Source organism: Streptomyces shaanxiensis, from assembly GCF_039537145.1.
In the GTDB taxonomy this organism is placed as follows: domain Bacteria; phylum Actinomycetota; class Actinomycetes; order Streptomycetales; family Streptomycetaceae; genus Streptomyces; species Streptomyces shaanxiensis.
The window spans coordinates 43,201-66,991 of record NZ_BAAAZY010000014.1 but is presented as its reverse complement, the minus strand read 5'-3'; the positions used below and the strand labels follow the sequence as shown (position 1 = coordinate 66,991).

The following is a 23,791-nucleotide window of genomic DNA, read 5'->3' as shown; positions in this document are numbered from 1 at the left end:
AGGTGGGGGGGCTGCGCCAGGCCGAGGACTGGGGGGGCTCTGCCGTGCCGCGGAAGGGAACCCGTATGCCAGTGCCGGCTCGTTCCGTTCCGCTGCCGAAGGTGCTGATCGACCTGACCGCTGTCACCGGGATCGTCGACGTGGTGGCCTTCCTGCGCCTGGGTCAGGTCTTCACCGCCTTCATGACGGGCAACATCCTCTTCCTCGGCTTCGCGGCCGCCGGTGGCGAAGGGCTGGCACTGATGGGCTCGCTCACGGCGCCGGCCGGATTCGTGACCGGCGCGGTCGTCGGCAGCCGTCTCGGTGTCGCCACGGCTGCACGCCTCCGCCGGTGGCTGCTGGCGTCGGCCGCCATCGCGTCCGTGCTGCTGGTGGCCGCCGCGCTGGCGGCGATCGGCCTGAAGACGGTGAGGGGCGCTCTGGTACCCAGGCACTACGCCGTGATCGCGCTGACGGCGCTGGCCATGGGGGTGCGCAGTGCGGCGATGTGGCGGCTCGGGGTGATCCTGAACACCACGCTGGTGACAGGCACCCAGGTCACCTGGATCAGAAAGTCGACGGTGGGCGGCGGCACGCCGGACGCCTTCCAGTCCTACCGTGCCGCTGCCCTGGTGGCGGTCTTCGCCGGCGCGGCAGGCGTGCTTGCGGGCATCGGGGGTTACGTTGCCCATCCGGCATCCCGGCGGAAGGTAGGCGCCTGAGGCTCGTCGTCGGGGCAGATGAGGACCAGCTTCCCCCTTGTTCCAGCCCACCGGCTCGTAGCTGAGTGAGTCGAGAAATCCGGTCGACAGGCGAGGCCGCGACGTACTGTGATGGCCCCAAGCTGCCCGCCGTACGGCGCGGGCCGACCGCAGGAGCTGCTCTTGGCAACCGGGAGAACCGCGGACATCCGCCCCGCGATCGATGCCGCGTTGGTCAGGCGCCTGGTTGATACGCAGTTCCCGCAGTGGGCCGAACTGCCCCTGGAGTTGTTTGACCCCGCCGGCTCGGACCATGTGATCTACCGGCTGGGGGAGGAGCTGTCCGTTCGGGTGCCCCGCCATGACGGAGCCATCAGGCAAGCGAGGAAGGAGTACGAGTGGCTGCCTCGGCTCGCCCCACACCTGCCCCTGGCGATCCCGGTGCCTGTGGGGGTGGGGGAACCCGACTTCGGATATCCGTGGCCGTGGGCGGTGTCCCGCTGGTTGGACGGCGAGGTGGCGACCGTCGAGACGCTGGCCGACTCGTCCGAGGCCGCCGTCGAACTGGCGGAGTTCCTGGTCGCCCTTCAGCGGTTCACGCCCGAGACCATCACCTCTGACGATGCCCGCGAGGACCTCACTGCCGGGTCGCTGGCCGACCGGGACGATGCGACGCGTGCCGCCATCGCACAGGTCGACGGCGCTTTCGACGCCAAGTCGATGACCGAACTGTGGGACGCGGCACTGAGCGCCCCCGGATGGGATCGAGCGCCGGTCTGGTTCCACGGAGACTTCCACACCGGCAACCTGCTGACCGTCGACGGCCGACTCAGCGCGGTCATCGACTTCGGCGGGCTCGGTGTCGGCGACCCGGCCTGCGACCTGACCATCGCCTTCGCCCTGATGTCGGTGGGGAGCCGGGCCGCCTTCCGCGCCGCACTCGGCGTGGACGACGCCACCTGGATGCGGGGCCGAGGCTGGGCACTGGCCACGGCTCTGAACGCGTACACAGCCTACGCGGCCGTCAATCCCCGGGTCGCCGCGCAGACCTCCCGCCAGATCACCGGAGCTCTCATCGGCTAGGCAGCCAGGGCCGGTCTCCCCGACAGCCGCTGTATGGGTGTTCCCTCAGGCGGACTTCCGCGAGGTCCGAGGCGACGAAGATCGTGTCCAGGTCGGGGCACACCGGGCGAGGACCACGACCCCGGCCACGGCGTCGGCGCCGCCCTGCAGCGTGATGTCGCCCTCGGCGATGAGTGCCTTTCCACGCCGAGCCACTGATCTGCGAAAACTTCCTTCGACCACGCGTCGGGATCGGCCACTCCAAAAGGCGCGCCGCGTGCAACTGCTGGATGGTGATGCCGCGGATCCAGTCGCCTCCCGCCAGCACTGGGGTGGGGGTGCCCATGTGGCTCGCCCCCATACGGCTGTGCCCGGGCGGCCCACGTGTCGACCGCGCACGGAGGGCGCCGCCGTGTGCTCCTTCGCGGCAAGACCGTGCGGCCGGAGTGTGCCGTCGTAGAGGCCACGGCTTGGCCGTATACGACGACCAGGGTGTGCGGCGCTCGCACCAGCTGCGCGAGGCGGATCTCGCAGCGGCTGGCAACTCGGCGCCCGACACATGGCGTTGCTCTCCCGTAGCGGAGTTGCGCAGCACACGGGCCAGCGGGCCACGGCGAGGCTTCCCGCAGATGCTGCGTACGAAAGCCGGCGGCGATTGCCGGTCACCGGGTGGGCTGGGTCTGGTGCGTGTGGTGGCCGTAAGCCACGCTGGTCACCAGAAGGAGAGGGGGAAAGGCCTGATGAGGTCGTTTCGTTGCGGCGATGGACCCATGGTCGTATTCGGCTGCGTGATAGCCGATGGGGTCATCTGTGCGTGGGATCGCGGTTGACTGAGCGTGAGAGCAGGTCGAACCCGGCTCCGCGGGGTGTCATGCGCTGGCACCTGGGCCTGCATATCGCCGTAGTGCTGGTCCTGGCCGTGGCCGCAGGGATCACAGTTTTAGGTCTGTTGTGGCTCATGCTGGGGGCACCTCGAGTACAGGCCACTGGTCCGCTCAAGCCCAACGACGCGTACGACGCCATCAAGATCGCTTTGGCTGTTGTGGCAGGAATCGGCGGCGTTGTGGCGCTCGTGGTCGCTTACCGGCGCCAGCATCTCAGCGAAGCGACCGATGTCCGTGAGTACGACAAGGCGCTGATCGAACGGTTCGGCGCCGCCGCCGAACAACTCGGGGCAGACCAGCCGGCTGTACGCATGGCCGGCGCCTACGCCATGGCACGGCTCGCCGATGAATGGCCGCAGGAACGCCAGATGTGCATCGATGTGCTGTGCGGCTACCTGAGAATGCCCCATGCTCCCGATCCACCCGCCGACGATCAGGCGCTGGCGTCGTGGCAGCGCGAGCGGCAAGTACGCGTGACTGTCCTGGGACTCATTGCCGCGCACCTGCGCGACGGTGCGCCCGCATCCTGGCAGGGCCACGACCTCGACTTCACAGGCGCTGTCCTTGATGAAGCCGGCTTCCGTGGCGCCCGCTTCACCGGCGGCGACATCCTCTTCGTCAAGACGCTCTTCGCCGGCCGCGGAACGGACCAGATCGTCTTCGACGAGGCCGACTTCGCCGAAGGATGCCACGTCTACTTCCGGCTCGCCGAATTTCGCAGCGGAACCGTCCGCTTCAACCGCGTCACCTTCAGCGGTGGCTGGGTCACCTTCGACCACGCCCGCTTCACTGGCGCTCACGTGACCTTCCGAGAAGCCGCCTTCAGGGCGGGCGAAGTCCCTTTCGAGGGCGCTGAGTTCTCCGGCGGAACCGTCGACTTCACCGGTGCGACCTTCACCGGCAGCACAGTGAACTTCGGTGAACGCCACCTCCCTTCCATCTACCGCACGGCCCCGCCCGCCCACTTCAGCGGCGGCACCGTGGACTTGTCCCAGGTAGCCGACTTCACCCATCCTCCGCAGTTCGGTTTGCAGGAGCTGCCTCCGGGCCTGCGGCTTCCTGAGGACACCAACATCTCTGAGCTTCCCTGATGATGCAGTTCCTGATTGAGGGTCACTGCCACCGCGCCGGCCGAGGTGCAGGGTCGGGCGCACGAGTCCGATGGGGCTGAGCGGGATGGTGGCGTCGGAGCCGTCTGATCGGGTCCGCGACGCACGGTCGGCCGGTGTGCGGAAGGGTGTGCCGATGGTTGCTGTTCGGGTCCTACGGTGCGTACGCCAGACGCGGGATGAGGTGCTCGGCGTTACCTCGGTTCACCGCGTGCAACTGGCCGGGTTTCCAGTCGGGGTGCGTGTCGAGCGCGGTGTCGAAGCCGGTGCTCCAGTCCTCGGGAAGCATGGGGTAGTCGCTGCCGTACAGGATGTGGTCGGGGGCGGCGAAGGCGAGCAGGCAGGGCAGGGTGGCGGGGCCCGGGGAGATGGCGGTGTCGAAGTAGAACCGGCGCAGATCGGTGACGAAGTCCTCGGGGGCCGCGGGGACTTCGGGGACGGTGTCCGGGGCGTCCGCGGTCGCGGTGCGGGGGAGGTGGGCCGCGAGGGCGAAGCGGGAGGCGGCGTACGGCAGGAAGCCGCCTGCGTGAGGGAGGATCACTTTCACACGGGGGTAGCGGCGCAGTACGCCGCGCACCGTCATGTGCAGGGCGGCGCGGGTGGTGTCGTAGGGGAAGTCCGCCAGCGGAGGGGGGACTTGCGGCAAGGGGGCGCCCGTCGGTGCGGTCGGGTGGACGAGGACGACGGCGGAGCGGGCGTCGAGTTCGGCCCACAGCGGCTCGAACGCCTCCTCGCCCGGGTAGCGGCCGTGGGCGTTGGACAGGACCATGACACCGTCGGCGTGCAACACGTCCAGGGCGTGGACTGCCTCGGCGAGGGCGGCGTCCACGTCGGGCAGCGGGAGGGCGGCGAAGTGACCGAAGCGGTCGGGGCGGTTCTTGACCAGCTCGGCCGTGTACTCGTTGACGCTGCGGGCCGTCGCGCGTGCCGCGTCGGGGTCGTCCGGGCCGGCGAGTGGCGCGGCGTACGACAACACCGCGGTGTCGATGGACCGCCGTCCATCATGGCGATCGAGCTGTGTTCGTCCCACGCGGGCGCGGGCCAGCCGACGGCCGCGGCACGGGCGGCGATGGCGCGGCTGCGGACGGGTGGGATGACGTGCTGGTGGACGTCGATGCGCCGCGGGTTGGACCGTACGGAGTCTGTGCGTCGGGGGTCTGTCATGCCGGTCGGAGCGGTGGGATCTGGGCTGTGCGCCTGTGCGCCTGTGCGCCTCGGGCCCGTGGGCCCGTGTGGCCGCGCCCGCTGGTGCGAGCACCCGCCGTCCAGCAGTCAAGGACGGGTCTCCTCCGCCCAGGCAGCCTGTGAGTCGACCGCGTGTGCTCGTACTCGGCGTGGCGGCCCCCGCCGGCCTGGCACAGGCCGACGTAGCCGACGTAGCAGAGCCGGGGTCCGTCCGGCCATCTGCGGCCGTACGGACCCCGGCTGAGTCGCTGAATTCCCACTCCCGTCGTCAGTCGCCCTGTTGCAGCCTGCGCAACGACGCGACGAGCTGGTCAACCTCCTCGGACGTGTTGTAGAGCGCGAGCGAGGCGCGGGCCGCCGAGTCCAACCCGTAGTGGGCGAGGGCTGGTTGGGCGCAGTGGTGGCCGGCGCGGATGGCGATGCCGTCGCGGTCGAGCCAGTCGGCGACGGTGGCCGGGTCCTGTCCCGCGAGCGTGAAGGTGAGCACCGCGATCCGGTGGGCCGCCGAGCCGATCAGCTCAAGCCCGGGCACCGCGGCAAGCGCCTGGCGCGCATACGACATCAGCCCTTCCTCGTACGCCGCGACGGCCTCGCGATCGAGGGACGTCAGCCAGTTCACGGCGGCGAGCAGCCCGATGACCCCGGAGATGTGCCCGGTACCGGCCTCCAGTTTGTGCGGGGCGGCGGCGAACGTGGTCTTCCCGAAGTCCACGGACTCGATCATGTTGCCGCCGCCCTGCCACGGTGCCATGGCGGCGAGGAGTTCCGGCTTCGCGTACAGGACGCCGATGCCGGTCGGCGCGAACAGCTTGTGGCCCGAGAACGCGTAGAAATCCGCGTTCAAGTCCTGCACGTCGACCGGGAAATGGGCGACGGACTGGGCGCCGTCGACCAGGACCCTGGCGCCGTAGCGGTGGGCGAGTGCCGTCATCTCCTTGACGGGTGGGACGGTGCCCAGGACGTTCGAGGCGTGGCTGATCGCGACGAGCTGGGTGCGCGAGGACAGCAGATCGGCGTACGCGTCCTGGTCGATCTCCCCGTCCGGCGTCAGCGGGATCGGTACGAGCCGGGCCCGGGTCTCCTTGGCGATCATCTGCCACGGCACGATGTCCGAGTGGTGCTCGAGGACCGGCACCAGGATGTCGTCCCCGGGCCCGAGGTTGGCCCGGCCCCAGGTCTGCGCGACGAGGTTGATGGCCTCCGTGGTGCCGCGCACGAAGACGACGCCGTCCGGGCTGGGGGCGCCGAGGAAATCGGCGACGGCCGCCCGCCCCTCCTCGTACGCCTCGGTTGCCTCCCGCGCCATGGTGTGGGCGCCGCGGTGGATGTTGGAGTTGGCGGCTCCGTAGTAGGCGGCGAGTGCCTCGATGACCTGACGCGGCTTCTGGGTGGTGGCGGCGTTGTCCAGCCAGATGAGGGGGTGGCCGTTGACGGTCCGATGCAGGATGGGGAAGTCGCGGCGCACCAACTCGGCGGAGAATCCGCCCGGTTGGCGCAGAAGCGCGGAGGGATCGGTCGGCGGCGCGGGTGGTGTGAGCCCGGGGACGGGCGCGGTCGCCGTATGCAGAACAGCGGTACCCGCCTCGGGTGCCGATCCCGGAACGGCCGTACCGACCTCGGCTGCCGCCGTCCGATCCGCTGCTGCCGGCGTCAGCCACGCGGTGCCCGGTCGTGGCGCCAAGTCGTCAGGCGTAGTCATGGTACTTGGACACCTCGACGTTCTGGAGGACGGCGATGGCGTCGTCGACCAGCACAGCTGTGTTGAAGTAGGCCGTCATCAGGTAGGACGTGATGCCCTTCTGGTCCATGCCCATGTTCCGCATGGACAGACCGGGTTCGACCTCGTCCGGTACGCCTGCGGGGCGCAGCCCCACCACGCCCTGCTCGGCCTCGCCGATCCGCATCAGCAGGATCTCGGTGGTACCGGCGGCATCGCCCGCGCCGCCCGGGCAGCGCACCTTGTCGGAGGGCAGCAGCGGCACTCCCCGCCAGGTCAGCAGCGGACTGCCGAACCGGCTGTCCGTGACCGGGGGCACCCCCCGCCGCGTACACTCGCGCCCGAACGCGGCGATCGCCTTCGGATGCGCGACGAAGAAGGCCGGCTGCTTCCACACCTTCGAGAGCAGCTCGTCCAGGTCGTCGGGGGTGGGAGCGCCGGTGCGCGCCTGCACGCGCTGACCGGCCGGGACGTTGTGGAAGAGGCCGAAGTCGGGGTGGTTGAGCATCAGGTTCTCCTGCCGCTCACGCAGGGCCTGGACGGTCAGGTTGGCCTGGGTCCGGGTCTGGTCCATCGGCCCGTTGTAGAGGTCGGCGACGCGGGAGTGCACCATCATCCGGGTCTGGGCCAGCGTCATGTGGTACTCGCGCGGGGCGTCCTCGTAGTCGACGTACGTGCTCGGGAGATCGACCTCGCCCACATGGCCGCCGCTCAGGTCGATGGGCGCCTCGGTGCCCGGTGCCGGCATGTCGCCTGCCCCGTACGACTCGACCGCCCCGCGCAGCGCCTCGTCACGCTCCATGAGCCCGGCCAGGGCGGCACGATCGGCTCGCAGGGCGACGCCGGGGGTGACGGCCTTGACGGTGTACGGCATGGGCTCGCGCCTGGTCCATGCGTCCAGGTCGAAATACTGCCCGTCGCCGATGACTTGGATCAGTGCCTCGTCGCCGTACCGCCCGGCGGCGCGCTTCTCGGCGCGCCCGCGGACGATCACCCACAGATGCTCGGTGGTGTCGCCCTCCTGGACGAGTACCTGCCCGGCGTCGAAGCTCATCTCGTCGAAGGCGTCGGCCAGTTGGCCGAGGAGGGCGTCGTCGGTCTCGCGCAGATACGGGATCTCGCGTAAGTCGCCCGGAACGACGCGCGGGCTTCCGTCGTCGGTGTGGGTGCTGATGCGGTCGTCGCCCAGCACGTAGGTGCGGCGCCGGTTGACGCGGTAGACACCCGATTCGACGTCGACCCAGGGAAGGGCGCGAAGGAGATAGCGCGGGGTGATGCCGCGCATCTGCGGTGTGGTCTTCGTGGTCGTCGCGAGTTGCCGGGCGGCCTCGGGGCTGAGGCTCATGCGGTCGGTCGTCACAGGGATCTCCTCGAGTGGATTGCTCCGGGATCGGACTGCTGTGCGAGCGAGGCCGATCGTGCAGCCGGCGACAGGCCCCGACAAGATGCGTGGGACACCGTTCGGCGGGGCCCGGGCCGAAAACGCTCGACTCGGGGCGTGGTGGGCGCGCAGGAGCGTGTTCGTCGGCAGGCAGCGCCACCAAGGGCGAGGACCGACCGGGCGAGGCTCCGGGCAGAGCGACGGCGAGTGGCTCGACGCTCCGTCAAATCGGCTATGGACGACTTGATTCAGCCCCGTATCACCGCTTTCACTTTCTTAAAGGCGCGCTTATACGACCCGTCTTTGAGCCGTATTTATCTGAATTCGAAATTACTCGCTGGGCGAGGGCTCGGCGGCCGAGGGCGGCAGGTCCAGGAGGGCCCGCAGCGGAGCCGACGAGTGAGGGCCGGCGCGCCAGACCAGCGCCTTCGCGTAGGGGATACGGGGCGTCACCGGCACCACGGTGACCCGCGGATCCCTCGTGATGCCCCCGGCCCCGCCCGCCGCGAGGGCGATGCCCGCACCGGCGGCCACGAGTTCCAGCTGCAGCGCGACGTGGTTGGTGGAGTAGGCGGGCCGGAAGGGGACCTCGGCCTCTTCGAATGCCCTGCGCAGCCGGGGGTGCAGGCCGCTGTCCGGACCGTAGGTGATCAGCGGGGCGGCGGAGACCTCGCGCAGGGAGAGCGCCGCCTGTCGCGCCTGCGGCCGGTCGGCGGCGACCAGCGCCACGATCTCGTCGCGGACGAGGACCCGGTGCCCGAACCCCGGGTCTAGGCCCGTCGGCGGGACGGCGACGAACACCGCGTCCAGGGAGCCCTGCCGCACCTGGGGCACCAGGCCGGCGCTCGCCCCCTCGACGAGGTGCACGGTGACGCCGGGATACAGCCGGTGGAAGGTGCCGAGCAGGGCCGGGAGGCTGCTGCTCTCCACTCCGTCGGCCGCCCCCAGCGACAGGGTCCCGGTGAGCAGGCCGGAGCGCGCGGCGAACTCGGCCTTCGCGGCGGCGACGGCCGCCGACACCGTACGGGCATGCGGCATCAGTGCCTCGCCCGCCGCGGTCAGCCGGACGGTACGGGAGTCCCGGTCGAACAGCGCCTCGCCCAGTTCCCGTTCCAGCGAACGGATCTGCTGGCTGATGGCGGGCTGGGCGACATGGCAGCGGGCCGCGGCCCGGGTGAAGGACTGTTCCTCGGCGACGGCGAGGAAGTACTGCAGCGTGCGCACCTCCATGACCTCAGTGTATTCGAGATTCTTATAGCTGGATGAAGATCTAGGTCTTTGACCTATCACCCGTGCGGCGGCACCGTGGAAGCACGCCCCCGCAAGCACGAGCAAGGAGTCCCGCCATGCCCCTGGTCCGCATCGATCTCGTCAAGGGCCGCAGCGACGCCCAGGTCCGCGCCGTCGCCGACGCCGTCCACGCGGCCGTCGTCGAGGTGCTGGCCGTCCCCGAGCGCGACCGCTTCCAGATCGTCACCGAGCACGAGGCGGGCAGGGTCATCGCACTCGATGCCGGCCTCGGCTTCGAGCGCGGCGAGGACATCGTGATGATCCAGATCTTCACGCAGACCGGCCGCTCGACCGCGGTCAAGCAGCAGTTGTACGCCGCCGTCACCGCCTCATTGGCGAACGTGGGTGTGGCAGGGGAGAACGTTTTTATCGGGTACGTCGAGAACACCCCGGCCGACTGGTCCTTCGGCTTCGGCCGCGCCCAGTACATCGAGGGCGACCTGGGAATCCCCGCTGCCTCAGCCGCTTCCCGATAACCCGGGATCGGCGGCGGACTGTGCAAGGAACAGTCCGCCGTGCGGAATTACGCGTGCCGCAAGCGATCACCACCCCCTACTCTTCAACCGACCGAAACATTGACAGTTGCATGACCAACACGGGGGAAGGCACATGACATATCGACGCGCGGTGATACCGGCACTGGTCGGAGCCCTGCTGATGACGCTGCTGCTGTGGTGGGCGGGGGCGAGCGCCCAGGCCCTGCAACTGCGGGGCACCACCAGCGTGTTCGACGTCGATTCCGCGAACGAGCTTTGGCGATGGCTCGCGCCCTGGTCGTACGACCCCCCGACGGCTCTGCAGCCCGACGGGACTTCCGGCGCGGGGGCGGGCGGAGACACGGCGGTGAGCGGGGGCACCCAGTACGCCGATCTGTACCGCACCGCGATGCAGATCAGATACGTGGCCGTGTTCGTGTGCTTCCTGGCCGGTGCGTTGCTCCTGCTCCGTAGGATTCCGCCGGTCCAGGGCCGTACGCCGGCCACGCTGTGCGCGCTGTGGGCCTGGGGTCCGGTGGCCGGAACGCTGGCGGTGACGGTTTCCGCGCCGTGGCTGATCGCTTCCCGGGGGCGCGGCAGTTACCGGTTCCTGCCGCAGGTGGCGGGTGTGATCGCGTCGAGCGGGCCGGTCACGGTGTTCGCGGCGCTGTTGGCCGCCGTGGCCACGGTGCTGGTGGCGCGTGTCACCGTAAAGGGCGCGGACCCGCTGCCCCGGCGGAGTGTGCCGCCCGGGGCCGCTCGCCTGGCCGCGAGCGTCGGGACCGCGGTGATCGCGGTGTCGCTGGTGATCCTTTCGTACGTATCGGTGGCGGCCTGGATCCAGACCTCGTTCGGCTTCGGCGGAGGGCTGCTGTCCGACCCCGGCGACCTGCTGCGTGAGTGGCTGCTGCTCGGCGCCTGGACGGGCCCGGCGTCCGCGCCGCTCGGCGACTGGCTGCTGTACCGAGCCGCCGATGTGCTCATGCTGGCCGTGGTGTGGTGGGCGCTGCGGCTTCTGCCCGGCCTGCTCACCCGGACCACGGTGCCGGCGATGGCGGTGGGTGCGGTCTGCGCAACCGTGCTGGGTCTGCTGGTGAGCCAAGTGCTGCACATGGCGCTGGACGACACCGTCTCCGTGTGGGGGCCCGTGTACCTGTTCTCCAAGCTCGGCGACGGCGTCCCGGCCGCCCTCACCTTCGGCATCATGGCGGGGGTGGCGGCCCTTGTGGCCCTGCGACTGGCGGGCGACCGTGACAGTGGCAAGCAGGAGAAGGTCACCTCCACGGTGTGAGCAGGGCGCGGTGCTGCTCACCAGCGGCTTGGCGTTTGGTTCAGTTCCTTCCGGTGAGCAGTCGTCGCGGATTGGCGATGCGGAAGGCGTACGCCGCGGCTCCGCCCAGACCGAAGCCGGGGTGTTGCGGCGGCTCCGCGTAGGGCCGGTCCGAGCCCTGGACGACGGCGTCCACACCGAGGGCGCGGACGATCGCGTCGACGGCGCGCGGACCGTACGAGGACGTCTCGACGAAGACATCCGGGTCCACCCCGCTGCCGGCCCCGTCGCCCCGGGCTGCGAACCGCTCACCGTGCAGCGGGGCGAGCCCGGCCAGCAGCGCGAAGCACACCCGCAGGCGGGGATGGCGGGCGCGGCCGAAGGCGCGGAAGGCGAACCAGGCTGCGTGCATCTGCTGGACGTAGGGAACCATCGCGGGCCACCAACCGGGCCCCTCGGACTCGCCGGGTGCGGGCCCCGGGTGGACGAACAGCGGGAGGTCGCGCTCTTCGAGCAGGTCGAGCAGCGGGGCGCACCGCGCGTAACCGGCCGCGTCGGCAAGGGCGTTCGCCGGGAGCTGGAGGCCGACGAACCCCCGGTCGAGAACCTCGGCCGTCGCCTTGGCGTCGATGTCCCGTACGCAGGCGGCGGCCCAGGACCCGAACGGCTCGGGGAGCGCGGCCGCGCCCTCGTGGTAGGCGTCGAGCAGGGGGCGTGCCTCGGCCGAGGGCAGCCACTCCACGCCGATCGGGGCGGACAGGGAGACGAGCGCCCGGCCGAGGCCGTCGGCGGCCGCGAGCTCCGCGCGCCGTGTCACGTCGTGGTCGGCGGGCGGGATCTCGTAGGGCGGCTCACCGTGCAGAAACAGGGTCCAGCCGTCCAGGAACGGTGGTTCACCGCGGGACCGCAGGGCCGCCACCAGCGAGGGGGTCCACAGATGCTGGTGCACGTCGACGTTGGTCATGAAGCCTCTCCCACCACGGTTGACGCTCCTTCGGCCACGGCTGACTCTCCTCCCACTACGGTTGACGCCCCTCCCGCCAGGGTGCGCAGTGCGCTCCGCACGTCGTCTGAACCCAGGATGTCCCGGTCCACAGCCTCCACGTCCACCCCGCAGGGCCGGTCGTCGTCCAGGCGGGGAACGATCTCCCGGATCGCGCGGTGCAGGAACCGAGGTCCTCGTCCCAGGGCGGACGGTGCGGCCAGGTCCACGGCCTGGGCGGCGACCACGGCCTCCACGGCCAGCAGCTGTCGTAGCCGGACGAGGATCGTGGCCAGCCGCCGTGCCCCGAGCGCCGCGTTGGTCGAGTCGTCCTCGACGGCGTCCGCGCCATGGCGGGGGTCGGTGCACACGGGTACGGACAGCATGCGGATCTCGGCCACGAGTGCCTGCGCCGCCTTGGCCAGCGGTGCGAAGCCCGAGCGTTCCGGACCGTACGGGGAGAGGTTCGCGGGCAGTCCGCTGACGGCGGGGGCGAGCAGCCGTCGCATGCGCTCGGCGGAGAGTGACGCGGTCTGCGTCAGGGCCAGCGCGAGGGTGTCGAAGGCGAGGGCCAGGGCCGGGGTGTGGAAGTTGCCGGAGGAGAGGATCTCGCCGGTGTCGGGCAGGACCACCGGATTGTCGCCGCAGCCGTTGAGCTCCGGTCGGAGCGCGGCGTCGGCGAAGTCCAGCGCGGCGTGCAGGGCCCCGTGCACCTGGGCCGCGCAGCGCAGGCTGACGGGGTCCTGGACCCGGCGCGCGTACCGGGGGTCGCCCAGCTCACCGCCGTGCAGGAGGGCGAGCAGTTGGGCAGCGGCACGGGACTGACCGGGGGCCGGGCGCAGGCCCAGTACCCGGGCGTCGAGCGGGCTCGTGTTCGCCCGGAAGCCCTCGTAGGTCAGCGCCGTGACCGCCTGGGCCAGCGTGAGGGCAGCGGCCGCCTCGTGCAGGGCGAGAGCCCCCTGTCCGGCCGCCAGCGGGCTCGCGCTGCACAGCACATGTCCGTCCTTCGGGCCCAGTACGGCAGGAGTGAGACCGGCCCGCCGCAGTGCCGTGCCGCCGTCGCGCACCTCGCCGGCGAACTCGGCCCTGCCCTCACCGATGACGACCAGGCCGACATGGGCCATCTGGCACAGATCCGAGGCGCCGATCGACCCCACCTCGGGTATCACGGGATGCACCCGCGCGTTGAGCATGTCCACAAGCAGCCGCGGAATCTCCGTCCGCACCCCGCTGCCTCCGCCCGCGATGCCGTTGACGCGGGCGAGGACGGCGGCCCGGACGAGGGGGACGGGCAGCGGGTCGCCGACCGCGTTGGCCCGTCCGCGGACGGTACGGACGCTGAACTCCTCGAGTTCGTGGCGGGGCAGTGCGTGCGACGACCGGGTGCCCAGCCCCGTCGTCAGCCCGTACGTCGGCACCTGGCGGTCGACGACGTCGTCGACGACGGCCCGGTCGCGGGCGAGGCGGGGGAGCACGTCGTCGGCCAGGACGACCTCGGCTCCGTGGTGGGCGACGGCGACGACATCGTCGTAGGACAAGGTCCGCCCGTCGACGACGACCCCCGTCATGAGAACCGCAGCTTCTGGCCGAGGTCGCGCTCTTCGGACTTCTTCAGCATGGCCGCGCCCAGGGCGATGTCGGAGAGGGACAGCCCGCGGTGCCAGAACAGGTTCGTCTCGTCGGCGCTCTCCCGGCCGGGCTTGCGGCCGGCGACGATCTCGCCCAACTCGCCGTGCAGAGTGGTCTCGTCGAGTCTGCCGCTGTCGACATGTGCGCGCAGTGCGCCGAACGGTCCGGCGTGCGCCTGGCCCCAGTCGTCGACGACGATCTTGTCCATGACGTCCGTGAGGGAGAGTTCGACGGCGCTGTTCGTTCCGTAGGGCACGACCAGGGCGCCAGGGGCGATCCACTCGGTCTTGAGCAGCGGCTCCGGGCGTTCGAGGCGGGAGGCCTCCACCACGATGTCCGCGCCTTCCACGCAGGTCTTCCAGTCCTCGGTCACGACGACGGGCTTGCCGAGCTCCCGCTGAAGCCGCTCGGCGAAGGCCTCCCGGCTCTCGGGGCGGCGCGAGTGGACGCGGATCTCGGCGAGGTCGAAGATCCGGTCGAGCAGGCGGACGTTCCAGTACGACGTGGCGCGGGAGCCGATGTGCCCGAGCACCTTGGCGTCCGGGCGGGCCAGATGACGCGCCCCCAGCGCGGTGAGGGCACCGGTGCGCATCTCGGTGATGGCAGTGGCGTCGAGGACGGCCACCGGCATACCGGTGCGCGGGTCGAAGAGGTTGAGCAGCGCCATCTCGGAGGGCAGGCCCTGCTGGTAGTTACCCACGTAGTCGCCCACGATCTTGACCCCGGCCAGCGCGAGCGGAGCGATGTAGCCGCGCAGGACGTTGAAATGACCGTTGAACGCGGGATCGGGCATGAGGTGCACGCGCGGTTCGATGACCGTTTCCCCGAGGCCCTGGGCGCGCAGCCCGGCCTCGACGGCGTCGAGTATCTCGATGTCGGTCAGCTCGAGTTGTTCGATGTCCGAGCCGTTCAGGAAGGTGAACCAGACCGGTTCCATGGGGGTGTCTCCCTTACGTCTGAGCTGGCCAATTGTGAGTGGCACATCAGTCGTGGAACGTGGGCATTTCGGGTGCCCCTGGCCTGATTTCGTACGAACGTAACACGGCGTTCACGGTTGGCCATTGACTGCCATTCACTCACTCGAAACTGTGCATACGCATATGCAGTCAGGTGAGGGGCAGCCTTGATCAAATTCGACGCGGTGAGCAAGAACTATCCGAATGGCACCACGGCCGTGGACGATCTGTCCCTGGAGTTGGCCGAGGGCGGCATCACGGTCCTGGTCGGTCCCTCCGGCTGCGGCAAGACCACGACCCTGCGCATGATCAACCGCATGGTGGAGCCGACGGCCGGGACGGTGAGCCTGCGCGGCCGGGACATCCGGGAGGTCAACGCCCCTGAGCTGCGCCGCGGCATCGGGTACGTGATCCAGCACGCCGGGCTGTTCCCGCACCGGACCATCCTCGACAACATCGCGACCGTGCCGCTGCTGCTCGGCTGGAGCCGGAAGAAGGCGCGGGCGCGGGCGGCGGAGCTGCTGGAACTGGTGGGCCTGCCGGGCGAGATGGCCAAGCGCTACCCGAGCCAGCTCTCCGGCGGGCAGCAGCAGCGCGTCGGGGTCGCCAGGGCGCTGGGCGCCGACCCGCCGGTGCTGCTGATGGACGAGCCGTTCAGCGCGGTCGACCCGATCGTGCGGGCGGAGCTGCAGGCGGAGTTCATACGGCTGCAGAAGGAGCTGCACAAGACGATCGTGTTCGTCACCCACGACATCGACGAGGCGATCAAACTCGGCGACAACATCGCGGTGTTCCGAACCGGAGGCAGGCTCGCCCAGTTCGACACCCCCGAGCGACTGCTCGCGCAGCCCGCCGACGACTTCGTGGCCGGCTTCGTCGGGCAGGACCGGGGCATTCGCCGACTGTCCTTCGTCAAGGCGGCCCAAGTGCCCCTGCGCGAGGGTGCGGTGCTGTCGGCGACCTCTCCCGTGACTCGGGCCAGGGCGTCGGACGAGCCGTGGGTACTCGTCGTCGATGCCGAGCGGCGACCGCTCGGCTGGGCCGCTGTCGCGGAGCTGCCGGAGAGCGGCACCCTCGCGGACGCACCTCTCACGCCGCTCGGCCACACCTTCAGCCTCGTCGGCGACTCGGCGCGGGCAGCCCTCGACTCGGCGCTCCTGTCGCCGTCCCGGCTCGCGGTGGGCGTGGACGCGGACGGCGCGGTCGTCGGAGTCGCGGACGCGCACGAACTGTCCGCGGGGGTGGCCGCGGCCGAGGTGCCCGAAGCGGCGGAGGCAGCGGCCGTGGATGCGGCGCCCGAGGTCGCCAAGGACGGCGATGCGGAGTCCAGGGTCGCAAAGGACGAGGTCGCAAAGGGAGTGGACGCGAAGACCGGGGACGCGGCCGGTTCCGTAGGTCCGGGGGGTGGTGAGCGATGAGCGACGGTGAACCGCTGGTCCGGTGGGCCTGGATCGGCGACCACATCGGCGAGCTGGCCGACTACACCGGGGTCCACCTGCGCCTCGGCCTGCTGCCCGTGCTGTTCGGGCTGATCATCTCGGTGCCCCTCGGCATCCTCTGCCACCGCTGGCGATGGCTGTACGCGCCGGTGCTGACCGTGGCCAACATCCTGTACTCGATCCCGTCACTCGCCCTGTTCATGATCTTCGTCAAGTACACCGGGCTGACGGAACGCACCGTGATGATCCCGCTGACGCTCTACACGCTGTCGGTCCTGGTGCCCAACGTCGTGGACGGGCTGGCCTCGGTGCCCGAACCGGTCCGCCAGGCGGCCACCGCGCTGGGATTCGGCCCGGTACGCCGTGTCGTCCAGGTCGAACTGCCCATCGCCGTACCCGTCGTCATCGCCGGCGTACGCGTCGCCGCCGTCTCCTCCATCAGCCTCGTCGCCGTGGGACAGCTGATCGGACAGGGCGGTCTCGGCTACTACATCACCCGTGGCCTCCAGCTCGATTTCCCGACCCCGATCGTCACCGCGATCGTGCTGATCATGCTGCTCGCGCTCACCACCGACGCGCTGCTGGTCCTGGCGCAGCGGCTGCTCACCCCCTGGTCCCGGAGCAAGGTGACGGCGACATGAACGATCTCCTGAACCAACTCGGGCTCGTGGGGGACTGGTTGACGTCCTCCAAGCAGTGGCACGGTGCGGAGGGAATCCCGCAGCGGCTCCTGGAGCACCTCACCTACAGCGGCGTGTCGCTGCTGTTCGCCGCCCTGATCGGGCTGACGCTCGGCCTGCTCGTCGGGCACACCGGCCGCGGGGCGTTCGCGGTGGCCAGCGTCGCCAACCTCGCGCGGGCGATCCCCACCTTCGGCCTGGTCGTCCTCGTCGTCACGCTCGCCGGGCTCAGCACCGCCCCCGTACTGGTCGCCCTGGTCGCGCTCGCGGTCCCGCCGATCCTCATCAACACCTTCGAGGGAGTGCGCGGCGTGGACCCCGCGACCAGGGACGCCGCGCGCGGGGTCGGCATGACCGAGTGGGAGGTCCTGGTGCGGGTGGAGGTGCCGATGGCGCTGCCGCTGATCCTCCTCGGCCTCAGAGTCGCCGCGATCCAGGTCGTGGCCACCGCGACCGTCGCCGCCTATCCGGGTCTCGGAGGCCTGGGCCGCTTCATCGTCGACGGGCTCTCCCGCAACGACTACGAGCTGGTCATCGGCGGCTCGACCGTCGTCGTGGCCCTGGCGCTGGTCGTCCAGATCCTGTTCACCGCGCTGCGGCGCGTCATCGTCTCGCCGGGCCTGAGGGTCTCGGCGTCCAAGTCCTGAGTTCGCCCGAATCCCGAGTTTGCCCAAGCCCTGAGTTTGTCCGAGCCCCCGGGCTCCGAGAAAGGAAACACCCATGAGAGTCATCCACCGCGGCGCCGCCTTCGCCCTGATCGCCGCGCTGTCGCTGGCCGCCTGCGGCGGAGGCGACAGCGATGACAACCCCCTGACGGGCAGCAGTGGCGACAGCGGCGACGGCAAGTCCGTCGTCGTCGGCTCGGCGAACTTCCCCGAGAACCAGCTGCTCGCCGAGATCTACGCGCAGGCCCTGGAGGCCAAGGGCCTGAAAGTGACCCGCAAGTTCGACATCGGGGCCCGTGAGGTCTACTACGACCAGGTGGTCAAGGGAGGCATCCAGGTCTTCCCGGAGTACAACGGCGCCCTGCTGGCGGTGGCGGTCGACAAGAAGAGCACCGCGACCAGCACGGAGACCATCAACGCCGAGCTGAAGAAGAAGCTCCCGTCGTCGGTGGAGATCCTGAACTCGGCCGAGGCCGAGGACAAGGACTCGGTCACGGTCACCGCCGAGACGGCCAAGGAGTACAACCTCAAGACCCTCGCCGACCTCAAGCCGGTCGCGGGGGACTGGACCATCGGTGCCGGCTCGGAGTTCAAGACCCGTACCCAGGGCTGGATCGGTCTGAAGGAGATCTACGGCGTCGAGTTCGGGAAGTTCCAGCCGCTCGACGCGGGCGCCCAGAGCACCCTGCTGAAGCTGCTGAACTCGGGCAAGGTGCAGGCCGCCAACATCTACACCACCGATCCCGCCATCGTCGAGGACAAGCTGGTGGTGCTGGAGGACCCGAAGAACCTCTTCGCCTCACAGAACGTCACGCCCCTGGTCTACAAGTCCGCGGTCAACGACACGGCCAAGGGAGCGCTCAACGGAGTCTCGGCCAAGCTCACCACCGAGGACCTGCTGGAGATGATGAAGAAGCTCGTCAACGACAAGGAGGACGCCGCCACCGTCGCCGAGGAGTGGCTGACAAAGGCCGGCCTCGCGAGCTGACCGGATCGGCCCCGCCAACACCGTCCGCCTCCCCCGCACCCCTCCCTACATGCCGGGCAGGGGTGCGGGGACCGGGTAGGGCCGCCTGGGGATCGGGATCAGACCGCTTCGGCGACATGGTCGACGAAGAGGGTCAGCGCCTGCACGACACCGGTGCGCAGCCCGCCGCTCAGAGCGTCGTCGGGCTGCGCGTACTCGGGTGCCTGCCTTCGGACCACGTCCTCCACCTCGGCGGCTACGAAGGGGAGTTGGTCCCGTAGCCGCTGGACGAGAGCAGGCGGAACCGGCGGAGCCGGAAGGGCGTCCGGTGTGCTGACCGTCGACGTGAGGCGCATCACTCTCTGGCTGCTCCGGGGCTGGCGTGCGCGATCATGATCGGAATGGACACTCGTTTCGTTGGCATCGCTGAGGTGGTCGAGGCTCCGTCCGTGGCGGTCGTGGTCGACGTCATGCGTGCTTTCACCGTGGCTGCCTGGGCCTTTGCCCAGGGGGCGGAAAAGATCGTTCTTGCCGAGTCGCTGGATGACGCTCTGGCGCTCAAGGCTCGCCACCCGGATTGGATGGCGCTCAAGGACGGTCCACCCGCGCCCGGGTTCGACACCGTCAATTCACCCGGCCTGCTGCGGTCCATTGACCTTGGCGGACGGACCGTTGTCCAGAAGACCACGGCAGGGACGGTCGGCGCGCTGGCCGTCAAGGAGGCGTCGCTGGTGCTGTGCGCCAGCTTCGTGGTGGCGGAGGCAACGGCTCGGCTCTTGCGGACACGCAAGAGTGACAGTGTCACGTTCGTGGTCACTGGCGAAGACGGCCAGGCCGATGAAGACCTGGCGTGCGCTCAATACATCGCACGGAGGGCCACCGAAGCGGGGGCGGACGCCGGTGAGTTCCTTCGCCGCGCTGCCGAGTCGCGCGCCGCCGCCGAGCTGGCGGAGGGAGTGCGTCAAGGAGTCCATCCTGATGACGTCGCACTCTGTCTTGAGCTCGACCGGTTTCCCTTTGCCATGGTGGCGGCCTTGGAAGGCTCGCTCATGGTCCTGCGTCCGTGCGCCGTGCCTTCGCCGGCCGATGGCGATCCGATCTGATGGAGGGCCGGTGCTGGACACGCTGGTGACGACGGCGGCTGGGGCGCTCTCCGCCACAGTGGGCGTTCTGGTCGGCGGCATCGTCACACGTCGCGCCCAGGACCGTCAGTGGCTCCGTGACCAGCAGCTTGTCGCCTATCAGGAGCTGTTCGGTCACTACGCCAGGTTCACGATGGAACTCAGGCGAGCGCACGGAGACCGGCGCGGCTGGGACTACGACTGGGGCGAGTGGAGCGCGGCCTTGATGCGCGTAAGCCTGGTCGCCCCTTCGGAAGTCGCGGCCGAGATCGACGATTTCGGCCGCGCCGTCGGCACCTTCCTGGATCAGGTGGCGCGGGGACGCGACCCCCTGCGTGACCCGGTGACTCCCGAGGAGTTCGAGCAGGCCGGACAGGCACCTGCCGAGGCGCAGGTGAAGCTGGTCAACGCCATACGAAGGTCGCTGAGCAATGATCAGAAGGGACTGCCCTTCGGGATCGGTGGGTGAGGTGTGGGCGCTCGGACAGCCGAAGGAGGCGCCCGGCTTCGACGGGACACCGCGCTCCGGACCCGAACAGCAGCGCCGACCATTTCGTCGAAGTGGTGCGGGCGTACCTCGTTCGCGCGCGTGACACGGACACCGCTGCCGAGCACGTCGCCCAGGGACCGCACCATCGAGACCTTGACTGAGTTTCGCCCTCGGCCGCTTGGAAATCTGGTTGGAGTCCAGGACCTGGGCCCGGCCGTCACATTGCGGGCGGTAGGTCGGCCAGGACCGCCTCGGGGTGGTCGGCGAGGTAGTCCCGCACGACCGATTCGAAGCTCGGGTCGGGCTGAAGCCCGAGCGCGGCGGCGCGTGTGTTGTCGAGGACGGAGGGCCACGACCCCACGATGGCTTCGATGGCAGGATCAGGCGCGATCGTCACCAGATCGGCGACGGCGTCCCCGGCCAACTGCCGCAGCGTGGCCAGCATCTCGGCGACCGAGACCGTGAGTGCCGGAAGGTTGACCGGTAGCCCGCCGTCGAGCCGGCCCCGCCCGGTGCCGCGCTCGACTTCGGCGATGCGGAGGATCGCCTCGACCGTGCGCCGTGGCGAGGCCAGGGCCACTCGCAGGTCGGGACGCACGGGGCAGATCGCCGGGAGGCCCGCGAGCGGCTCGCGGATGATGCCGGACAAGAAGCCGGAGGCGGCGGCATTCGGCTTGCCCGGCCGCACCGACACGGTCATCAGGCGGGCGACGCGTCCGTCGACGAAACCCCGGCGGGTGTAGTCCGCGATCAGCTGCTCGCAGACGAGTTTCTGGATCCCGTAGCTCGATCGTGGTGTGGGCAGGGTCGACTCGCCGACCACGGACGGGAGGGGCAGCGCCGGGTCGGAACCGTAGACAGCCACGCTGCTGGAGAACACCATGCGCGGGGCCGGTCCTCCGGCGGCCGACTGTGCCCGGGCGGCTTCGAGGAGGGCGCGGGTGGTGTCCAGGTTGGTGCTCATGCCGAGGTCGAAGTCGGCTTCGCACTCGGCCGAGACAGCGGCGGCGAGGTGGATCAGAACGTCCACCGGCTCCGCGAACACCTCGTCGAGGCGGTCGATCAGGTCGCCTTGCACGATCTCCACCGGCAGGTCGGACGCCGACGGCGACTCGGACGGCACGATCCGGTCGGCGAGCACCAGGCGATCGATCGGCGCGCCACGGAACGTCGGCGTCGTGAGCAGGGTGCCGGTGAGCTGTCGTCCCAGGAAGCCGAAGCCACCGGTGATGACGATCCTCATGCGCTGTCTCCTCGGTAGTCGCTCAGCCGGCCAAGCCCCATGCCGACAAGGGCTACGACTACGTCCACCTGAGGCGATGGTCAAGGAACCGAGGACATCCGGCACCGCAAGGCCCGCAAGGGAGTTGAGAACCCGCAGCGTTCGGACGTCACCGATGGACCATCGAACGCACCACGCCCCTGCTCGCCGGCTGCCGCCGACTCCACCGTCCCTACGAGCGCAAAGGCCGAGCACTTCCTCGCCTTCACGAGTATCGCGTACACCCTCATCTGCTCCCCGCGGCTCGCCTGCCGATGTGGGCCCGCAGCAACTACACCGCCAGGTCGTGGCGGTAGCGATTGGCCATGTCCATGGGCGTGTCACCGTCTGGATCCGCTAGCTCCGGATCGGCCCCGAAGGCCAGCAGCACAGCAGTGGTGTGCACAGTCAACGGTCGCCCGCTCTGCAGGGCACTATCGCCCTCGACGTCGATCGCGTGTGTCAGCAGCGTCATGTTGCCGAAGACCTCATTGGGATCGGAGCCGTCGGCCAGCAACCGGGCCAGAGTCTCCGCATCCTCGCACTCGACTGCCTGATGGGCCGGTGTCCAGTAGCTGCTCACCAAGGCATCCAACCGACGCTGCACCACATCTGCCATCGACTTTCTGCACCGCCGGTCACCAATTGAGCTGCCCCCTGAGTGCTCACCCACCCCGCTGGAAGGCGCCTCCGGCGTTGCTTGTCGCAGGCCGCGACCCCAGCCGTCACCACCTATCACCCGTATGGCGCACCGAAGCGCACTCTCCGGATGCGTTGCGACGCCGGCTCTTGTCAGCTAGTGAGCAGTACGGCGATCTAGGGAGCGGCATGAGTGTCCTGCGTCTGAAGAACGGCACCACGACCATCGATCCGCGCCTCGACAGGGTCCCGCAGTTCGACGAGCGCAGCAGGGAGTTTCCGATTCGGACGCTGGTCGCTGAGCGAGCGCCCTTGCGGTCGGCCGGGTGGGCGTGTCCGGGCTGGCTCGACCAGGGGCGCGAGGGTGCATGTGTCGGCTTCGCCTGGTCGCATGAGCTGATTGCGAACCCGGTTCAGGTGCCTGGCGTGAACGACAGCTTCGCCCGCGAGGTATACCGGGAAGCACAGCGGCTCGATGAGTGGCCTGGGGAGAACTACGAGGGTACGTCAGTGTTGGCGGGCGCCAAGGCGGTAGCTGCCCGGGGGTACATGGATGAGTACCGCTGGGCGTTCGGCGTCGACGATGTGCTGCGCACGCTGGGGTACTTCGGCCCCGTCGTCATCGGGATCAAGTGGTACGACTCGATGCTGGAGCCGGCCCCGAACGGGCTGCTCGAGGTGTCTGAGGGTGGCTTCGGGGGTCATGCGATCCTCGTTCGCGGCGTCTCGCTCCGGGCACGTCTCAACGGACACAACGGCACGCTGCCCGTTGTCCGGCTGCGCAACTCCTGGGGGCGTGACTGGGGCGCCGACGGGGACTGCTATCTCCGCGTCACGGACCTGGAGAAGCTATTGAATGACGCAGGAGAAGCGTGCGTACCGGTCACGCGTCAATCTGGTCCGCTGAGGGCTCCGGAGGCGGATCCCGACCTTCTTCGTGAGACCGGTGAGATCGACTGAACGTCCCTTCACGGCGGGGCTGGCGCCGTCCCGTGTGACATGCAGGCTGGCTGCCCGTGCTTTGACCTGCGTTGGTTCGTCCGGGTTCCTGTCTGCGCCGATAGCCGGCGATCGCCACGTCCAGGCCGCCCACGAGCGAATGGGGTGCTGACAGCCCGCAGCCTTCGGAGCCTGCCCCGGTAAAAGCAGCACGGCCCCCGCTCAGCTCACCCCACGCCCAGGGCTGTACGGGAACGTCGAAGCCCTGGCCGAGCACCGCGGTCGCATGCGTGCTCACTGGGCCGGGCAAGCCGGAGCTTGGTGAGCATCTGCTCCGGGGAGGGGCCGACCCGGTGGCGATGGCGCGTGCAGACGGCGGCTGCCAGCGGCGGGCAGCCAGACCCTGCGCGCGCAGCTCTTCCTCCAGGTCCGCGCCGGACCATCCTCGGCGCGTCTGCAGCAGGGACAGCAGCCGCAGCACGCGGGCGATCGCGGCACTCGTCATGAAGGTACAAAACCTGAGGAACCCACGGAAATCGCTGTTCTCGGTACGGGTGGCGGCGCTCGGGCCCCTATCGCGAAGCTCGCCGAGCTCGGTCACGAGGTCCATGTCGGCACGCGAGATCCCAGGGCCACCCTCGCGCGCACCGAGCCCGACATCCAGCGTGCCCTGCCGCGGACGAAGGTCGTCAAGGCGTTCGTCACGCAGGAACAGGACACCGTCGTCGACCCGAAGGCCATCGGCGCCGGCGACCACACCATGTTCATCGCCGGCGAGCACACCGACGCCAAGGCGGCCGTCACCGACCTGCTCATGGCCTACGGCTGGACCGACATCCTCGACCTGGGCCCGCTGGTCTCCGCCCGCGGCATGGAGATGTACGCCCACATGCACTCCGCCATCGGCTTCGCCCTCGGCTTCGGCACCCACTTCGGCATCAAGGTCGTCCGCTGACCGGTGGGGCACTG

23 protein-coding genes and 1 pseudogene are annotated in these 23,791 nt (G+C 69.8%); 14 read left to right on the top strand and 10 right to left on the bottom strand.

Going from position 1 to position 23,791, the window contains the following annotated elements; translation table 11 throughout:
- Positions 1-65 precede the first annotated feature (65 nt).
- The 3 genes from ABD932_RS28765 to ABD932_RS28755 all read left to right on the top strand — a co-directional run bounded on the left by ABD932_RS28765 (position 66) and on the right by ABD932_RS28755 (position 3,717).
- Positions 66-701, top strand: coding sequence for a YoaK family protein (locus ABD932_RS28765; protein WP_345016849.1), 636 nt, complete (start codon positions 66-68; stop codon positions 699-701).
- A gap of 162 nt (positions 702-863) precedes the next feature.
- Complete coding sequence (locus ABD932_RS28760) at positions 864-1,763, top strand: aminoglycoside phosphotransferase family protein (protein ID WP_345016847.1); 900 nt, start codon at positions 864-866, stop codon at positions 1,761-1,763.
- Between the two features lie 850 nt (positions 1,764-2,613).
- Positions 2,614-3,717 (top strand): pentapeptide repeat-containing protein, encoded by a 1,104-nt coding sequence (locus ABD932_RS28755; protein WP_345016846.1) that lies wholly within the window; start codon positions 2,614-2,616, stop codon positions 3,715-3,717.
- A 172-nt stretch (positions 3,718-3,889) separates the two neighbouring features.
- Here the strand turns inward: ABD932_RS28755 and ABD932_RS28750 are convergent, their stop codons facing one another.
- From ABD932_RS28750 to ABD932_RS28735, 4 genes are all read right to left on the bottom strand, one after another.
- The gene (locus ABD932_RS28750) at positions 3,890-4,765 is read right to left on the bottom strand and encodes an amidohydrolase family protein (RefSeq protein ID WP_345016844.1); all 876 of its coding nucleotides are present in this window, start codon (positions 4,763-4,765) and stop codon (positions 3,890-3,892) included.
- 423 nt (positions 4,766-5,188) lie between these two features.
- A complete protein-coding gene (locus tag ABD932_RS28745; protein WP_345016842.1) occupies positions 5,189-6,619 on the bottom strand; it encodes a SufS family cysteine desulfurase in 1,431 nt (476 codons plus the stop codon).
- The gene (locus ABD932_RS28740; protein ID WP_345017083.1) at positions 6,606-7,982 is read right to left on the bottom strand and encodes a family 2B encapsulin nanocompartment shell protein; all 1,377 of its coding nucleotides are present in this window, start codon (positions 7,980-7,982) and stop codon (positions 6,606-6,608) included. The genes ABD932_RS28745 and ABD932_RS28740 overlap by 14 nt, the downstream gene beginning before the upstream one ends.
- 366 nt (positions 7,983-8,348) lie before the next feature.
- Entirely contained in the window at positions 8,349-9,248 is a 900-nt protein-coding gene (locus ABD932_RS28735) for a LysR family transcriptional regulator (RefSeq protein ID WP_345016841.1), read from the bottom strand.
- 116 nt (positions 9,249-9,364) lie between these two features.
- On the opposite strand from ABD932_RS28735, the gene ABD932_RS28730 reads away from it, so the two are divergent.
- The gene (locus ABD932_RS28730) at positions 9,365-9,784 is read left to right on the top strand and encodes a tautomerase family protein (protein WP_345016839.1); all 420 of its coding nucleotides are present in this window, start codon (positions 9,365-9,367) and stop codon (positions 9,782-9,784) included.
- A 133-nt stretch (positions 9,785-9,917) separates the two neighbouring features.
- Complete coding sequence (locus ABD932_RS28725; protein ID WP_345016837.1) at positions 9,918-11,075, top strand: hypothetical protein; 1,158 nt, start codon at positions 9,918-9,920, stop codon at positions 11,073-11,075.
- Positions 11,076-11,115: 40 nt separating this feature from the next.
- On the opposite strand, the gene ABD932_RS28720 is transcribed toward ABD932_RS28725, so the two are convergent.
- From ABD932_RS28720 to ABD932_RS28710, 3 genes are read right to left on the bottom strand one after another with little or no spacing between them, the layout of a single operon-like run.
- Positions 11,116-12,018 carry an amidohydrolase family protein gene (locus ABD932_RS28720; RefSeq protein WP_345016835.1) on the bottom strand — a complete coding sequence of 301 codons (903 nt, stop codon included), beginning with the start codon at positions 12,016-12,018 and terminating at the stop codon, positions 11,116-11,118.
- The gene (locus tag ABD932_RS28715) at positions 12,015-13,604 is read right to left on the bottom strand and encodes an aromatic amino acid lyase (protein WP_345016833.1); all 1,590 of its coding nucleotides are present in this window, start codon (positions 13,602-13,604) and stop codon (positions 12,015-12,017) included. The genes ABD932_RS28720 and ABD932_RS28715 overlap by 4 nt, the downstream gene beginning before the upstream one ends.
- Entirely contained in the window at positions 13,601-14,602 is a 1,002-nt protein-coding gene (locus tag ABD932_RS28710) for an ornithine cyclodeaminase family protein (protein ID WP_345016831.1), read from the bottom strand. Before ABD932_RS28710 ends, ABD932_RS28715 begins: the two co-directional genes overlap by 4 nt.
- Positions 14,603-14,788: 186 nt before the next feature.
- Between ABD932_RS28710 and ABD932_RS28705 the strand changes: the two genes are divergently transcribed.
- The 4 genes from ABD932_RS28705 (at position 14,789) to ABD932_RS28690 (ending at position 18,393) form a co-directional block, all read left to right on the top strand.
- Entirely contained in the window at positions 14,789-16,039 is a 1,251-nt protein-coding gene (locus ABD932_RS28705) for an ABC transporter ATP-binding protein (protein WP_345016829.1), read from the top strand.
- A complete protein-coding gene (locus ABD932_RS28700; RefSeq protein ID WP_345016827.1) occupies positions 16,036-16,701 on the top strand; it encodes an ABC transporter permease in 666 nt (221 codons plus the stop codon). The genes ABD932_RS28705 and ABD932_RS28700 overlap by 4 nt, the downstream gene beginning before the upstream one ends.
- A complete protein-coding gene (locus ABD932_RS28695; protein WP_345016825.1) occupies positions 16,698-17,387 on the top strand; it encodes an ABC transporter permease in 690 nt (229 codons plus the stop codon). Before ABD932_RS28700 ends, ABD932_RS28695 begins: the two co-directional genes overlap by 4 nt.
- 73 nt (positions 17,388-17,460) lie before the next feature.
- Positions 17,461-18,393, top strand: coding sequence for an ABC transporter substrate-binding protein (locus tag ABD932_RS28690; RefSeq protein ID WP_425587528.1), 933 nt, complete (start codon positions 17,461-17,463; stop codon positions 18,391-18,393).
- Between the two features lie 98 nt (positions 18,394-18,491).
- On the opposite strand, the gene ABD932_RS28685 is transcribed toward ABD932_RS28690, so the two are convergent.
- Positions 18,492-18,728, bottom strand: coding sequence for a PucR-like N-terminal domain-containing protein (locus ABD932_RS28685; protein ID WP_345016822.1), 237 nt, complete (start codon positions 18,726-18,728; stop codon positions 18,492-18,494).
- A gap of 45 nt (positions 18,729-18,773) precedes the next feature.
- Between ABD932_RS28685 and ABD932_RS28680 the strand changes: the two genes are divergently transcribed.
- Entirely contained in the window at positions 18,774-19,475 is a 702-nt protein-coding gene (locus ABD932_RS28680; RefSeq protein ID WP_345016820.1) for a 2-phosphosulfolactate phosphatase, read from the top strand.
- A 10-nt stretch (positions 19,476-19,485) separates the two neighbouring features.
- On the top strand, positions 19,486-19,962 hold the full coding sequence (locus ABD932_RS28675; RefSeq protein ID WP_345016818.1) for a hypothetical protein: 477 nt from the start codon (positions 19,486-19,488) through the stop codon (positions 19,960-19,962).
- Positions 19,963-20,200: 238 nt separating this feature from the next.
- Here the strand turns inward: ABD932_RS28675 and denD are convergent, their stop codons facing one another.
- On the bottom strand, positions 20,201-21,226 hold the full coding sequence (gene denD / locus ABD932_RS28670; RefSeq protein WP_345016816.1) for a D-erythronate dehydrogenase: 1,026 nt from the start codon (positions 21,224-21,226) through the stop codon (positions 20,201-20,203).
- Positions 21,227-21,249: 23 nt separating this feature from the next.
- Between denD and ABD932_RS44045 the strand changes: the two are divergent.
- A pseudogene (locus ABD932_RS44045) lies at positions 21,250-21,511 on the top strand (IS5/IS1182 family transposase); the annotation flags it as partial.
- A 25-nt stretch (positions 21,512-21,536) separates the two neighbouring features.
- Here the strand turns inward: ABD932_RS44045 and ABD932_RS28665 are convergent.
- Positions 21,537-21,863, bottom strand: coding sequence for an ankyrin repeat domain-containing protein (locus tag ABD932_RS28665; protein WP_345016814.1), 327 nt, complete (start codon positions 21,861-21,863; stop codon positions 21,537-21,539).
- Between the two features lie 209 nt (positions 21,864-22,072).
- On the opposite strand from ABD932_RS28665, the gene ABD932_RS28660 reads away from it, so the two are divergent.
- On the top strand, positions 22,073-22,843 hold the full coding sequence (locus ABD932_RS28660) for a hypothetical protein (RefSeq protein ID WP_345016811.1): 771 nt from the start codon (positions 22,073-22,075) through the stop codon (positions 22,841-22,843).
- A 514-nt stretch (positions 22,844-23,357) separates the two neighbouring features.
- Positions 23,358-23,777, top strand: coding sequence for an NAD(P)-binding domain-containing protein (locus ABD932_RS28655; RefSeq protein ID WP_345017079.1), 420 nt, complete (start codon positions 23,358-23,360; stop codon positions 23,775-23,777).
- Positions 23,778-23,791 lie beyond the last annotated feature (14 nt).

Bases quoted from the DNA above. Each gene is read 5' to 3' on its own strand.
- ABD932_RS28725 (WP_345016837.1), top strand. From the start codon at position 9,918: ATGACATATCGACGCGCGGTGATACCGGCACTGGTCGGAGCCCTGCTG.
- ABD932_RS28710 (WP_345016831.1), bottom strand. From the start codon at position 14,602: ATGGAACCGGTCTGGTTCACCTTCCTGAACGGCTCGGACATCGAACAA.
- ABD932_RS28765 (WP_345016849.1), top strand. From the start codon at position 66: ATGCCAGTGCCGGCTCGTTCCGTTCCGCTGCCGAAGGTGCTGATCGAC.
- ABD932_RS28690 (WP_425587528.1), top strand. From the start codon at position 17,461: ATGAGAGTCATCCACCGCGGCGCCGCCTTCGCCCTGATCGCCGCGCTG.
- ABD932_RS28695 (WP_345016825.1), top strand. From the start codon at position 16,698: ATGAACGATCTCCTGAACCAACTCGGGCTCGTGGGGGACTGGTTGACG.
- ABD932_RS28685 (WP_345016822.1), bottom strand. From the start codon at position 18,728: ATGCGCCTCACGTCGACGGTCAGCACACCGGACGCCCTTCCGGCTCCG.
- ABD932_RS28735 (WP_345016841.1), bottom strand. From the start codon at position 9,248: ATGGAGGTGCGCACGCTGCAGTACTTCCTCGCCGTCGCCGAGGAACAG.
- ABD932_RS28700 (WP_345016827.1), top strand. From the start codon at position 16,036: ATGAGCGACGGTGAACCGCTGGTCCGGTGGGCCTGGATCGGCGACCAC.
- ABD932_RS28715 (WP_345016833.1), bottom strand. From the start codon at position 13,604: ATGACGGGGGTCGTCGTCGACGGGCGGACCTTGTCCTACGACGATGTC.
- ABD932_RS28720 (WP_345016835.1), bottom strand. From the start codon at position 12,018: ATGACCAACGTCGACGTGCACCAGCATCTGTGGACCCCCTCGCTGGTG.
- ABD932_RS28755 (WP_345016846.1), top strand. From the start codon at position 2,614: ATGCGCTGGCACCTGGGCCTGCATATCGCCGTAGTGCTGGTCCTGGCC.
- ABD932_RS28660 (WP_345016811.1), top strand. From the start codon at position 22,073: ATGAGTGTCCTGCGTCTGAAGAACGGCACCACGACCATCGATCCGCGC.
- denD (WP_345016816.1), bottom strand. From the start codon at position 21,226: ATGAGGATCGTCATCACCGGTGGCTTCGGCTTCCTGGGACGACAGCTC.
- ABD932_RS28740 (WP_345017083.1), bottom strand. From the start codon at position 7,982: ATGAGCCTCAGCCCCGAGGCCGCCCGGCAACTCGCGACGACCACGAAG.
- ABD932_RS28745 (WP_345016842.1), bottom strand. From the start codon at position 6,619: ATGACTACGCCTGACGACTTGGCGCCACGACCGGGCACCGCGTGGCTG.
- ABD932_RS28665 (WP_345016814.1), bottom strand. From the start codon at position 21,863: ATGGCAGATGTGGTGCAGCGTCGGTTGGATGCCTTGGTGAGCAGCTAC.
- ABD932_RS28680 (WP_345016820.1), top strand. From the start codon at position 18,774: ATGGACACTCGTTTCGTTGGCATCGCTGAGGTGGTCGAGGCTCCGTCC.
- ABD932_RS28730 (WP_345016839.1), top strand. From the start codon at position 9,365: ATGCCCCTGGTCCGCATCGATCTCGTCAAGGGCCGCAGCGACGCCCAG.